The sequence below is a fragment of the Lachnospira sp. genome (assembly GCF_016290755.1).
Taxonomy (GTDB): Bacteria; Bacillota; Clostridia; order Lachnospirales; family Lachnospiraceae; genus Lachnospira; species Lachnospira multipara.
The window spans coordinates 1-14,117 of record NZ_JAEEVD010000007.1; the positions used below are offsets into that span (position 1 = coordinate 1).

General features: G+C 36.0%; 12 protein-coding genes and 1 pseudogene. 4 read left to right on the forward strand and 9 right to left on the reverse strand.

Annotation, left to right across the window (positions count from 1 at the left end):
- Window positions 1–389, forward strand: a pseudogene (locus QVA17_RS03350) (hypothetical protein); the annotation flags it as partial.
- 106 nt (window positions 390–495) lie between these two features.
- Here QVA17_RS03350 and QVA17_RS03355 read toward each other — a convergent pair.
- The 8 genes from QVA17_RS03355 to hrcA form a co-directional block, all read right to left on the reverse strand.
- On the reverse strand, window positions 496–831 hold the full coding sequence (locus tag QVA17_RS03355) for a hypothetical protein (RefSeq protein ID WP_287386442.1): 336 nt from the start codon (window positions 829–831) through the stop codon (window positions 496–498).
- 25 nt (window positions 832–856) lie between these two features.
- A complete protein-coding gene (locus QVA17_RS03360; protein WP_287386444.1) occupies window positions 857–2,053 on the reverse strand; it encodes a CapA family protein in 1,197 nt (398 codons plus the stop codon).
- 80 nt (window positions 2,054–2,133) lie between these two features.
- Window positions 2,134–3,465, reverse strand: coding sequence for a polysaccharide deacetylase family protein (locus QVA17_RS03365; protein ID WP_287386446.1), 1,332 nt, complete (start codon window positions 3,463–3,465; stop codon window positions 2,134–2,136).
- 42 nt (window positions 3,466–3,507) lie between these two features.
- Window positions 3,508–4,776, reverse strand: coding sequence for an alpha-amylase family glycosyl hydrolase (locus QVA17_RS03370; protein ID WP_287386448.1), 1,269 nt, complete (start codon window positions 4,774–4,776; stop codon window positions 3,508–3,510).
- Window positions 4,777–5,116: 340 nt separating this feature from the next.
- Complete coding sequence (gene dnaJ / locus QVA17_RS03375) at window positions 5,117–6,241, reverse strand: molecular chaperone DnaJ (RefSeq protein WP_027431178.1); 1,125 nt, start codon at window positions 6,239–6,241, stop codon at window positions 5,117–5,119.
- Between the two features lie 142 nt (window positions 6,242–6,383).
- On the reverse strand, window positions 6,384–8,264 hold the full coding sequence (gene dnaK, locus QVA17_RS03380; RefSeq protein ID WP_287386450.1) for a molecular chaperone DnaK: 1,881 nt from the start codon (window positions 8,262–8,264) through the stop codon (window positions 6,384–6,386).
- Window positions 8,265–8,339: 75 nt separating this feature from the next.
- The gene (gene grpE, locus QVA17_RS03385) at window positions 8,340–8,969 is read right to left on the reverse strand and encodes a nucleotide exchange factor GrpE (RefSeq protein ID WP_287386452.1); all 630 of its coding nucleotides are present in this window, start codon (window positions 8,967–8,969) and stop codon (window positions 8,340–8,342) included.
- A gap of 18 nt (window positions 8,970–8,987) precedes the next feature.
- On the reverse strand, window positions 8,988–10,073 hold the full coding sequence (hrcA, locus tag QVA17_RS03390; protein WP_287386454.1) for a heat-inducible transcriptional repressor HrcA: 1,086 nt from the start codon (window positions 10,071–10,073) through the stop codon (window positions 8,988–8,990).
- 270 nt (window positions 10,074–10,343) lie between these two features.
- Here hrcA and QVA17_RS03395 point away from each other — a divergent pair, with 270 nt between their 5' ends.
- The 3 genes from QVA17_RS03395 to QVA17_RS03405 are packed head-to-tail and all read left to right on the forward strand — an operon-like array spanning window position 10,344 to window position 12,612.
- Window positions 10,344–11,027: a hypothetical protein gene (locus tag QVA17_RS03395; RefSeq protein WP_287386455.1), complete on the forward strand. Its 684-nt coding sequence runs from the start codon at window positions 10,344–10,346 to the stop codon at window positions 11,025–11,027.
- Between the two features lie 2 nt (window positions 11,028–11,029).
- Window positions 11,030–11,710 (forward strand): class D sortase, encoded by a 681-nt coding sequence (locus QVA17_RS03400; protein ID WP_103953034.1) that lies wholly within the window; start codon window positions 11,030–11,032, stop codon window positions 11,708–11,710.
- Between the two features lie 47 nt (window positions 11,711–11,757).
- On the forward strand, window positions 11,758–12,612 hold the full coding sequence (locus tag QVA17_RS03405; RefSeq protein ID WP_287386457.1) for a hypothetical protein: 855 nt from the start codon (window positions 11,758–11,760) through the stop codon (window positions 12,610–12,612).
- Window positions 12,613–12,717: 105 nt separating this feature from the next.
- Here the strand turns inward: QVA17_RS03405 and QVA17_RS03410 are convergent, their stop codons facing one another.
- Entirely contained in the window at window positions 12,718–14,007 is a 1,290-nt protein-coding gene (locus QVA17_RS03410) for an EAL domain-containing protein (RefSeq protein ID WP_287386459.1), read from the reverse strand.
- Window positions 14,008–14,117 lie beyond the last annotated feature (110 nt).

Here is a 14,117-nt window from a genome sequence, read left to right on the forward strand (position 1 = left end):
CTTTATTCTCTTCAGAACCAGCTGTAATCGATGCAGGTCTAAAGAGACTAAACATCATGGCCCTTTGTTATTTTTTATCAGCCCTTATGGACTGTACTATTGCTGCCTCAAGAGCAATTCATAAAACAGGAGTTCCTACATTCATTGTAATTATGGGTTCTTGTGTATTTAGAGTTTTATGGGTAAAGACTGTATTTGCCATCATTGGCACAATTCCATCACTTTACCTGCTCTACCCTTTCTCCTTTGTAATTACGGGAGTAGCTGAGATAGCCTACTTTATTTATTCATTTAAAAGAATTTCTTTTAAAGAAGGTTTACAGTCAAATAGCCATAAATCCAGCTTTGATATGAACGGAAAGCCTTATTTTAAAGAGCACTTGACATAAATTTTATAAAGAAAAAAAATCTCTTCTAACTGGTAAATCTAGTTAGAAGAGATTTTTTATCTTCTTTTACTATTCATTTCTTAAATCAATTATTTATACTATCGAATTACTTATCCTTTGTAGATAATTCTTCTAAACGTAATTGTACGAGTTTTTCTGATATCTCATCTGGAACATTCCAACTTTTTCCCGTTTCATTAAAAAAGTATTTTTCAAGTAGTTTTCTACGTTCTGCTATATCCAGAGATTCTATTTTTTTATAATTAAGTACAATTAGTTTATTAATAGCTTTTTCTTCTTCAGGCTCTATTGAATTTTTTAATAATTCTATTTCAAATGTATTTATACCCAATTTTTCTCCAATATCTACTACTACAGATTTTATCCAAGATAGCTCTGTTAACAATTCTTCTTCAAAATTTTCATTAATTAAACCTGCCATTAAATGCTCCTTAAAAAAGATTTTTTTAATGCCACAAATCTCCCCAAACCTGATTTGCCAGGCTTGTGATATATTCCTTTGAAAATGTTGCATCCTGTTTTACGATTTCATTTTCACTAGCAAGCTCCTCTGTGTAATCTGCTAAGTCATAAACCGTAATTCCGTTAAGTTTTGATGTAACGTGGGATACCACTGCTTTAACTCCATAATCCTTAATTACTACATCACCATTATCATCTCTTGCAAGAGTAACCTCTGCCATGCCTCCAAGCATTCTATTAGCAATGCCTGTTCCGCTTGAAGATGTCCAGTTTACAAAGTTACCAAGAGAATAATAAACCAACATTTGATGACCTGTAGTTTCATTAGTAAGCATTTCAATTGGCTCGATAACGTGTGGATGTGTTCCAATTACGAGGTCAACATCATTTTCAAGGAAAATCTTAGTCCACTTCTTTTGTAGGCTATCAGTTTCAAGCAAATATTCAGTTCCCCAGTGAGGGCAAACAATAACGAAGTCTGCTATCTCCTTAGCTCTCTTTATATCACTAACCACCTGATCCTCATCAAGTAAATTGACTGCATAAGGCATATCTGATGGAAGAGAAATTCCATTAGTTCCGTAAGTATAGTTAAGAATAGCAACCTTCATGCCATCCTTCTCATAAACGTAGATAATATCTCTATCTTCTCTAGTTTCATTAATTCCTAAAACTGCCACATCTGGATAGTTTTTCTTCCAGTTATCTATACAATTTAAAAGGCCTGTTTTACCCTTATCAAGGGCGTGATTTGTGGCATGTAGAATAACATTGAAACCTGTATTTACCAAATTAGTTGCTAAGTTATAGGAACAGTTAAAAGCTGGATAGCCAGAAATCCCAAGATCTTCTCCGCCAATAATAACTTCTTGATTAACTAGACTAAGATCGGCCTTTTCAATGGATTCTTTTTCATTTTCAAAAATAGCAGAATAATCATATTCGCCGTTCTCCTGAAGGCTATATTCTTCAATTCTATCGTGAAGTAAAATATCCCCCACCATGATTAAACTGATTTCACTAGGCTCTGCCTCTGTAGTTTCTTCTGTTGTAGCCTCCGTTTCAACACTAGTTTCTTTTGTCTCCTCTTTTGTTTTGTCTGCGCATGCAGCTAACGATAAACAAAAAAGGACTGCCATTAAACTAATGGCAGTCACTTGCTTTAATAATTTTTTAAACATTTGTAACTCCCTCTTTAATATTAAAATAATCTGTAATCATTAACATTTTACAAAATCTTTAACATTAAATCAACGGGAAGTTAATTTGCCGGTGTTGAATGTACCATAGGTGAACTTGTATCTAGTGGAAGGAATGTATAACCATTTGCCAATCCCCAAACAATTATATCTTCCACAGCATCTACACTAAAGCCTTTAATATCATGCTGTAAAACCACTGACACATTTCTATTGGCAATTCCTGTTGTAACATTATTATAAACTGAATCCCTTGTCTGTACTCCACCAGCATCTCCTGATGAAACATTCCAATCGCAATACCTATAGCCCATATTGCTAAGCGCACTTGTAAGTCTAGACATGATACCTATGTTGTAATGCCTACTTACAGTATTATCTGTGCCGCCAGGAAAACGAACTATTGAAGGTGCCACGCCGGTTTGATTAATAATAATCTCTCGCATAGCATTTAAGTCATTAAAATAAGCTTCCTCACTTGAGTATATTTCTGAATACTTATGAGAATAAGAATGTATTGCTACTGTATGACCTCTTCTAGCTTCCTCAGCAATTAAGTATTGATAAGCCGGATATTGATTTGTTACAAAAAATGTTGCCTTTACATTATACTTATCTAAAATATCTAAAAGACTAGATGTATACTTATATGGTCCATCATCAAAGGTTAAATAAACTACCTTATCCCCTGGATTTCTTGTTTGTTCTAGAGTTTGTTGTTGATAAACATATATCTTTCTTGTGGCAGTTCCTGTATTATTTGAAGAATCTGAAACAGAATAATTGATATTATATACGCCTATTTTACTTGTATCTATGTTGTTAGTACTAGCCACATTTGCAGTTAAATCACCATCATAATTATCACTTGCACTAAAGCCAGGTTCTGTGTAGCTCTCACCAAGTTTTAAATAAACTATGCTATCTCCTGCAAGGCTAATTACGGGAGCATCTAAATCCACCACATTTACCACGCGGATAAGCTCTAAAGTGTTTCCGTCTACATCTTCAAGGCTATAGCTTACCTCATAGCTACCCAGCTTGCTGCTGTCTACATTAGAGCTAATAAATACTTTTTCAGAAATATCCCCTAAATACTCGTCCCATGCCTTAACTCCTGGGTCTATATATGTTTCTCCTAGGGAAATGTTTAGGCTAGCCTCCCCCTTTAGTGAAAATAGGCGAGGTACAGCCTGCTCCGTCTCAAGCTCTACATTTTCCACAACCCCAGCCTTTAAATGCTTACTAGTATTAGACTCTTCAATAGCAAAGGCTCCAATAGTTAAAATTAGGGCTAGTAATGACACAAGCCCAATAGATATTGTGGCAGTTCGTAGATATAAAAATTTCTTATTACTTTTCTTATTGTTATTCTTATCCTTATTCTCCTTCACATAAATCCCCCCAATCAATTTCTACTTTTTCTTTTAAGTAAATTATATAAGTATCCTTAGGCCAAAGGGCTCTAGGGTAAAGTGCTCACCCGCCACGTTAAACTCGTATGGATTTTCATCTGCATTTATGAAAATGAAAACGCTCTCCCCTTCATAGCTTCTCTTAAAGGCACACTGCCTATTTGTAATCATTAAATCGGTGAAATCCCCGTAGTTTAGGGCTTTGTTCTTAGTTTTAAACTTAGCAAGTTCTGCTATATATTCTGTAAGCTCATTAAATTCTGGCTTATCAAAGGCCGCTCTTAATTCGTAATCCCCGTAGTTTTTCTCTCCCTTAGCGCCCCACTCGCTTCCATAGTAGATGCAAGGAATGCCAGGCATTGTAAAGATAAAGGCAAACATAAGCTTTAAATGCTCTGGTCTTTGAATAATTGAGGCCGCCCTTGTAACATCGTGATTGTCTATAAAGCTTAGCAAATGTCTTCCCTTATAAAGTGTCCAATCCTCCGGACCAAACTGCCTTTTTAGGGAATGCATGATTTCAAAGAGATTCATGCTGTTTAAACTTGAATGAATACCCTTATAACATTCGTAATTAGTTGCAGAGTGGCACATATCATCTGCCATTATAGTTTTATAGTCTCCACCTAAAATCTCTCCTAACAAGAAGAAATCAGCCTTTAAACCATCTGTGTAACTTCTAAGTCTCTTTAAAAAATTCCTATCAAGTAAATAAGCTACATCAAGTCTAATTCCATCAATATCAAAATCCTCCACCCATATCTTTACAGATTCTAGGAGATAGTTTACAACCTCTTCATTTGAAAGATTTAGCTTTACCAAGTCATAACAACCTTCCCAGCCTTCATACCACAAACCATCGTTAAACTCTGAATTTCCTCCAAAGTTTATGTTAAACCAATCCTTGTATTTAGATTTTTCCCTATTTTTTATGACATCACGGAAGGCAAAGAAACCTCTGCCTACATGATTAAAGACCCCGTCTATAACCACCTTAATTCCTCTATCATGAAGTCTTTTAACTAAGTCGGTAAAATCCTTATTAGTACCTAGTCTTCTGTCTATAAGGCGATAATCCCTTGTATTATAGCCATGTGAATCGGATTCAAAAATTGGTGAAAAATAAATAGCATTGATCCCTAGTTTCTCAAAATGATCAAGCCAATCCTCATCGATCTTTGCTAATCTATTAGTTACCTTAAAATCTGCTTCTACATCATCATTTTCCCTTGGTGCACCAAGCATTCCTATGGGGAAAATCTGATAAAATACGCTTTCATAAGCCCACATAGTTAGTAACCCCCTAATATTTTATTTAAGTTTAAGTCCTCACAAAAGTAAAGCGGACATTCGGAATCCGCTTCGCTACTTCCTCATGAACGCAGTGGCACTTTGTGCCACCTGTCAGAAGGGGCTTTAACCCCTTCTGACACTAGTAAGCCTTATACCCCCGCTTAAAGCTTACGCTTTTGAAGCGGGGGATTGCTTACACTGCGTTCAAACAATTATTTTTCATCTAAAATTATTATATAATTTTTTCTCTTACTATACAAATAAAATACACATAAAAAATCTCTCTAGCTAAATTTAGCTAGAGAGATTAATAGATTTCATATATAAATTATAAAGCTTACTTAAATAAGCCTTTCTTCTTTGTTGGACGTTCTTCGCCAGTTAATGCCTTGTCATATTCAAGAAGGGCATCTTTTTGCTCCTTAGTTAAATGAGTAGGGATATTAACTACTAGGTCGATGTATGCGTCACCACGTACATTTTCATTACGAAGAGTTGGCATACCCTTACCACGAAGTCTAACTCTAGTACCTGATGCAGTTCCTGGCTTAACCTCATATAGAACTTCACCATCAACTGTCTTAACCTTGATTTCACCACCAAGAACAGCTGTAGGATAGCTAATCTTAACTTCTGATAAAACATCGTAGCCATCTCTAATGAAGTTAGGATCCTTAGATACTGAAACAACAACTAATAAATCTCCTCTTGGACCGCCGTTAACGCCTGGCTCGCCCTTTCCAGAAATTCTAATAGCCTGTCCGTCATCAATACCTGCTGGAATTGTAACTTCGATAGTCTTCTTAGTGTTAATGTAACCAGTACCCTTACAGTCTGGACACTTTTCCTTAATAATCTTACCTGTTCCACCACAATCTGGACAAGGTCTTACTGACTGAACCATACCAAAGAGTGACTGCTGCTGGTATGTTACCTGACCACGGCCGTTACACTTCTTACATGTCTCAGGACTTGTACCCTTCTTAGCACCAGTTCCGTTACATGAGCTACATGTCTCTTTAATATTAACTTCAATCTGCTTCTTAGTTCCTTTAACTGCTTCTGCAAATGTAATTCTTGTTCCAATTCTTACATCTGCGCCACGACGTGGACCATTGCTGTTACGTCTGCTTCCACCGCCGCCGCCAAACATGCCGCCAAAGATATCTCCGAAAATGTCACCGAAGTCGCTAAAGTCGAAGTCAAATCCGCCTGCTGCACCAGCGCCGCCATTTTCAAAGGCAGCATGACCAAACTGATCATATTGTCTTCTCTTGTCAGCATCAGATAATACGCCGTAAGCCTCTGAGGCTTCTTTAAATTTAGCTTCTGCTTCGGCATCACCTGGATGCATATCTGGATGATATTTCTTAGCAAGCTGTCTATATGCTTTTTTTAATTCTGCCTCACTAGCGTCTCTAGAAACGCCAAGGACTTCATAATAATCTCGTTTATCTGCCATTTAAAATTTCCTCAAACTTATAATCTATACTCGTTTATTGTGCACATGTTATTTAGCACTTAAGGGAGCCGATAAATCGACTCCCAAAATAATTTATGCTATCTAGTGTAACAACTGCTATGCAGTTCCTAGATTAATTTTCCTAGACTTCCTTGTAATCTCCATCAACAACGTCGTCACCATAGCTTGAAGAAGCACCTGCGTTAGCATTAGCATCACCTGCGAAGCCCTGAGCTCCTGCACCTGCACCTGCAGCTGCCTGCTGTGATTCATAAAGCTTAGCGAAAAGGTTCTGAGCACTTGTCATTAACTTTTCCTTAGCAGCCTTAATTTCATCAACCTGAGCATCTGTCATGTTCTCTGGATCTGATTCTTCAACAAGCTTCTTTAATGCATCTAAGTCAGCCTGAACTGTAGCCTTCTCATTAGCATCAACCTTGTCACCTGCTTCATCAATAGCCTTCTGTGTCTGGAATACGATTGAGTCAGCTTCGTTTCTTGTATCGATAGCTTCCTTTCTCTTCTTATCCTGAGCTTCGAATTCAGCAGCTTCCTTAACAGCCTTATCGATATCTTCATCAGACATGTTAGAACCAGCTGTTATTGTGATGTGCTGTTCCTTACCAGTACCTAAGTCCTTAGCAGATACATTTACAATACCATTAGCATCGATATCGAATGTAACTTCGATCTGTGGAACACCTCTCTTTGCTGGAGGGATACCATCAAGACGGAACTGGCCAAGAGACTTGTTATCTCTAGCGAACTGTCTTTCACCCTGTACTACGTTAATATCAACGGCTGTCTGATTATCAGCAGCTGTAGAGAATACCTGGCTCTTCTTTGTAGGAATAGTTGTATTTCTCTCGATAAGTCTTGTAGCAATACCACCCATTGTTTCGATAGAAAGTGAAAGTGGAGTTACATCAAGAAGAAGGATTTCACCAGCACCTGCATCACCAGCAAGCTTACCACCCTGAATAGAAGCACCAATAGCTACACACTCATCTGGGTTAAGTGACTTGTTTGGTTCATGTCCTGTTAACTGCTTTACCTTATCCTGAACAGCTGGGATTCTTGTAGAACCACCAACTAATAATACCTTTGATAAATCAGAAGCTGTTAAACCAGCATCTGATAATGCGTTTCTAACTGGCTCTGCTGTCTTCTCAACTAAGTCATGTGTTAATTCATCAAACTTAGCTCTTGTAAGAGTCATATCGAAATGCTTAGGGCCTTCAGCTGTAGCTGTAATATATGGAAGGTTGATGTTAGTTGTTGTAGCTGAAGATAATTCCTTCTTAGCCTGCTCAGCAGCAACCTTTAATCTCTGAAGAGCCATTGTATCAGAAGATAAATCAACGCCTTCCTTAGCCTTAAATTCATTTAACATATACTGTGTAATTGCATTATCGAAATCATCACCACCAAGTCTGTTGTTACCAGCTGTAGCAAGTACTTCAATAACACCATCACCGATTTCGATAATAGATACATCAAATGTACCACCACCTAAATCGTAAACCATGATCTTCTGCTCGTTCTCGTTATCAAGACCGTAAGCTAATGCAGCAGCTGTTGGTTCGTTGATGATTCTCTTAACATCAAGACCAGCAATCTTACCAGCATCCTTTGTAGCCTGACGCTGAGCATCGTTGAAGTAAGCAGGAACTGTAATAACAGCTTCTGTAACCTTCTCACCTAAGTAGTTTTCAGCATCTGCCTTTAACTTCTGTAAGATCATTGCTGAAATTTCCTGTGGTGTATACTTCTTATCATCAATTGTAGCCTTATAGTCTGTACCCATATGTCTCTTAATAGATGAAATTGTCTTGTCAGCATTAGTTACTGCCTGACGCTTAGCAGGATCACCTACTAATCTTTCACCTGTCTTTGTGAATGCAACGATAGATGGAGTTGTTCTAACACCTTCCTGGTTTGTGATAACAACTGGCTTACCACCTTCCATAACTGCAACACATGAATTAGTTGTTCCTAAATCAATACCAATAATTTTACCCATGATATAATTCCTTTCCGGCCTTAGCCTAAAAATTTCATATTCAAATATTACTTATAAACTTATATCTTAAGACTCTTAGTTAGCCACCTTAACCATGCTGTGTCTAATTACTGAATCTCTATATGTATAGCCCTTTTCAAACTCCTCTACGATAATGTTCTCACCTACTGATTCATCATCTACATGCATTACTGCGTTGTGTAAATCAGGATTGAATTCATTACCAACAGCTTCAATTGGCTTAACATCTGCATCTTCAAGTAGCTTTAAAAACTGCTTGTAAACCATGTCCATTCCCTTAGCGAATGGTGTTTCAAGTTCCTCATCAGAAACTGACTTAAAACCTCTTTCAAAATTATCTATAACTGGAAGAATCTTCTTAATAATATCTGAAGCTCCCATTTCAAACATTGCTGACTTCTCTTTCTCAGTACGTTTTCTAAAGTTATCAAATTCTGCCATCTGACGCTGTACTCTATCTGATAGTTCTGCAATCTTTAAATCCTTAGGATCCTTTTTCTCTTCCTTAGCCTCTGAAGTATCAGCTTCTTCCGCCTTAGTTTCCTCAGCTTTAGCTTCTGAAGTATTGGCTTCTTCTGTCTTAACTTCTTCTGTCTTAGCCTCTTCTACCTTAGCTTCTTTAGTGCTAACCTTCTCTTCCTTCTTAATCTCTTCTGTCTTAGACTTTGTTTCCTTCTTAGACATTTATTAACCAACCTTTCATCACGTCTTTTTAAATACATTGTCCAGCTGACTTCTTATGTTCTGAAGATTCTCAACCACCTTCTCATAATCCATTCGCTTTGGACCAATAATTCCTATGGTACCCTTTAAACCATCTGAAAGTTCGTAGGTTGCTGTAACAACGCTGCAATCCTTCATAGATTGTACTGGGGTTTCATCACCAATATATACCTGAATTCCTGTATCTTCATGATTCTCATCTCCGACAACCTCTACCGAATCAAGTACTAAACTTGATAAATCATTCTTCTCTTCAAGGGCATATATTAGCTCGCTTGCCTTCTCTGAATCGCTTAACTCTGGATATTTGAAAATGTTAGTCGCACCAGAAGTGTAAATCTTAAGACTATCTGCTTTACTAATTGTCTCTACGATTGCTGCAAGCACTTCTTTAATCAGGTTATAATGTTCACCTGCTTGAGATTCCATCTTAGAGATAATACTAAGATTCATCTCTTCTAAGGTTAAGCCTGTTAAGCTAGTATTTAGTAAAATGTTAAGCTTTAATAGATTCTCTTGTGAGATATCTTCGCTTATCTTAATAACCTTATTTCTAATTAGGTTACCTTCCATTACTAAGACTGCTAAAATCTTGTTAGACTCAAGACTTGATAGCTGAATGAACTTTAACTTATTACCCTTAAACTTTGGTGTTGAAACCATTGTTGCGTAATTAGTTTGATTTGCTAATACCTTAGCAACATTCTGTAAAAGTTCTTCCACTTTATCAACCTGTTCGTCTAGGCTCTCCTTCATGCTATCAAGCTCTGCTTCTTTAATAGAAACTTTTGCTTCTCTCTTTGAAACGCTTGATTCTCTCTGCTTCATCATGTCATCAACATAGAATCTGTATCCCTTATCTGAAGGAATTCTACCAGCTGATGTATGAGGCTGAACTATATAGCCTAATTCTTCAAGGTCAGCCATTTCATTACGAATTGTTGCTGAACTTAAATTAACACCTTCAAGCTTAGAAATTGTTCTTGAACCAACTGGCTCACCAGTCTCAAGATAATTCTTAATAATAGCCTTAAGTATCTTTACCTTACGTTCATCTAAATCCATGGCCACACCCCTTTCTACTAGTCTATTCTACTTGTTAGCACTCATTTAATTGGAGTGCTAATATCGTCATAATTAAAATATCACTCTAGAAACTTAATGTCAACATTTCTACCGTTTTTTTCCATAAACAATTTATAAACTAAATATTAAGAAAATTGCTCACTGTGGGGCTTTAATGATACTTAAATTATTGACATTTTCTAATAATATGATATTATTAAGTTAAATAATTCGTGAATTAACAACCAAATATCTTAAGGAGGATATACTATGTTTCTAAAGAAATTAGGAGCTATTTTGGCCACTGCCATATTTAGCTTAAGTTTAATAATAAGCGTAAAGGCAGCAAGCTTAACAGCAGATGAACAGGCCATTATTAGTGCCCTTGCAAATAATAGCATTTCTGCAGGTTATACAACTCAGGTAACAAATTATTTTCTAAGAGATGATGTGGATGTAAGTTCAAGTGATGCAACTACCGTAATTAATTATATCAATAACGCGGTTTCGGTAGCTGGCAGTGCCACAAAGGTTTCAGAACTAACAAGCGCACAAAAATCTGCATTACTTGATGATTTAACTGCTGCTTGTAGTGTTTTAGGCCTTAGCGTTTCAGTAGATTCCACAAGCGATATTATCGTTATTACAGATAGCAGTGGAAACACAGTTGCAGTTGCTGATTATTCAGATGGCACACTAGCAACTACTAATGTTAATAATTATTACACCACAAATAATTACAACAACTCAAGCGACAACTCAGGTAACACTACTAACAACTACACAACTACAGGCTCTAGCTCCTCTTCTTCAGGAAGCACAAGTCAGTCAGGAGTTATTAAACAAACCGGTATAGATCTTACTATTACATATTCAGTCATATTTGTTTTAGTTATTGTCCTTGCTGTTTGTTCTTACTTTACCTTTAAAAAAGACCCAACTGAAAGGCAATAAATATGAAATCAAAATCATTTAAGATAATAATGGCATATGTAACTATGCCATTATTTTTTAGTTTACTTGGTGTGGGCTTAATCATTTTAATTAGCTTTCCAGTTCTAAGAACTATCTTTACTATAGGAAGCGTTGTCACAAGCCCCAATAATAATGCTACAGAGATTAGTTCTGTTATTTATGATGAAAATGTTGCAAGTGAAGCAGAGGCTGTACTTGAAGCCGATAATATAGAAGAAATTCCACTAGCGGATGTTACAGTGCCTGCAAACTCAACACAATATGGTTATATAAGCTGTGAGCGCATAGGCCTTTCTGCTCCACTCTATCTTGGTGATGATGCCAACATTTTACGCAAAGGCATTGGACAATACCTAGGTAGTAGCATGCCGGGTTTTGGAAAGCCTATCCTTGCTTGTGGGCACAACACCACCTACTGTCTGCCATTACAGTATATTACTGAGGGGGACATAATTAGCATAAGTACAAACTATGGCCTTTATGAATATCAGGTTAGCGCCGTGGAGGTCCATCATATGACAGATGGTTCGGCTTTTGATTTATCCAAAGATGAAGAGCAGCTAATCCTTTACACCTGTTATCCTTTTAATCTAATTGGTCATAAGGTCAACAGATTATTTATCTATGCCAACAAGATTTCTGGCGCAGATATTATTTATTAATTGGGGATTTGAAAGAGGCTTAAGTTAAGCACTAAAGGGGAGATTTTATGGAGGCAACTAGGAAAAAGAAAATAAAAGAATATATAGTTCCAGGAATAGCTTCTTTTATACTGTCTATTCTTCTTACGGTTATGGGCTATTTAATTGGCACCTACTTTGGCCTTTTTAATAAGGCCTTGGTAATTGATGCCATGAATAAGTCTACTTATTATGAATCGGTTAATAAGTACTGTTACACAGAAGCCCTTGATTATCTCTACCCTTCTAATTTAGATGAATCTGTTTTAGAAAATGTATTCACTATTAAAAATACCTACAATCAGGGAAAGAATTACCTCCTTGCAGTTTTAAATGGTGATAGCTATAACATTAACACAGACTATGTAAGAGATACTCTAACAAGTAATATAGAAGCTTATATTCAGTCTAATAACATTCCTGAGGAGAATATTGATAGGGAAGGCATTAATAATTTAATAGATCATATATGTCTGATTTATTCAAAAAACCTTTCAGTGTCTTTTCTTTATTATTACAACTCTCTTAAGGCCATATTTAGGCAGTTAATTGTTTATGGGCTACCTGCCCTAGCACTTTTATCCATTGCCTGCCTACTTGTAATTCTAAGATCTAATAAATGGTTACATAGGAGTTTAAGATTTGTTTCTTACTCACTACTAGCTGCAACTATTATGACAAGCATCCTGCCACTAGGTCTTTTAATTTCAAAAAAATATCAGCAATTAAATGTAAGGCCTGTGTATTTTAGTAAAATGCTTGCTAGATATTTAAGGGCTAGTCTTAACATTTACCTTGTTGTTTCTTTAATACTTTTTATAGGGGCTCTACTTATAATCTGTGTGATCTACTATAAAAAGAAAAGCCTTATGAAGTCTATGTAAAACAAAGCCTACAAATTAACATGCAAATACAAATAAAAGAAGGACTATGCAATCGCATAGTCCTTCTCTTATAAGAAAGGAATATATTAAAAAGGAAAATTATATCTAATCTCTTTGTCTATGTTGTTTATTATAGCGTTCCTCAAACTTACTAACTGGAATAGGTTTGTCTATAATATATCCTTGAATTAAATCACATTCATAATCTCTTGCAAGTTCATATTGCACCTCAGTTTCAATACCCTCAAATACAATCTTATAGTCGATATCCTTAAGCATTCTAATAAGAGACTTTACAACTACCTTGCCCTTCTCTGTCTTTAGGGACTTGCTAGCAAACTTCTTATCAAGCTTAATTGTATCTGCTGGAATTGTAGCAATCTGATTTAAAGAAGAATAACCAGAGCCAAAATCATCTACGCTGACCTGGAAACCAAAATCTCTTAATTCATTTGTAGTCTTTAAAATCAAGTCACTATTTTCCAAAAAGCTAGATTCTAAAATCTCAAACTCAATATATTTTGGTGCTACATTAAACATTCTCTGTAAGTCCTTCATTCGCTTTACAAAGTCAGGTTTAACATATTCTTGTCTTGCTACATTTACTGAGATAGGCATAAGGTCTCTGCCCTCATCTTCCCATCTTCTAAGTATTGCAAAGGCTTTCTCTGTCATTAACTTATCAAGAGTACTTATAATACCTGTCTGTTCAAGAGTAGAAATATAATATCTTGGCTCCACTATATCTCCCTCTTCATCAATGATTCGAGAAAGTAATTCTGCACCCACTACCTTCTTATCCTTAAAAGAAAACTGTGGCTGTAAAAATGCAACGACTCTATCTTCTTGATGTGCCTTTCTAAATAAATTAGAGGCCTCCATCTCATTTTCTTTATTAATAAATTCATTAGGGTCATAAACCTTATAAGGAATATCTAGCTTACCCTTAATACTTGCCTTTGCCATCTTAGCTTTATCAAAGGCTTCTCTTAAATCTACATTAGTATCTGAGAAGAAATAAATTCCTGTATATACATGAATATAAATATCTGGGAACTTATTGTTCATTACCTTCTCAAATTCTTCATTCATCCAAACAATTCGCTTTAATTCATTATCAATATGAATATCCCCTAAATCTAAAACTGTTGCAAATTGTTCTGCATCTATTCTACAAGCACAAACGCTTCTTGGATTTCCCACTAAATAATATCTAGCCATATCATCAATGAAGACATCACCTGTTTGCTTGCTGTAAAACTTATTGATGTATTTAAAGTTGCTGACATCATTAATAATAATAGCGTATTGGCTAGCATATTTTGATATATGAGCTTTCGCTCTGTTTAAAAACTCATTAAAATCATATAACCCTGTTATTGAATCTACGCCCATATTTCACCCCAGAATACAAAATTGCTACTGCACGGTTTAATTGTTACTGAAATATCTAAAAATATTGTAACACGACAATTATACCAATGCAATAGCAAATTATTATAAAA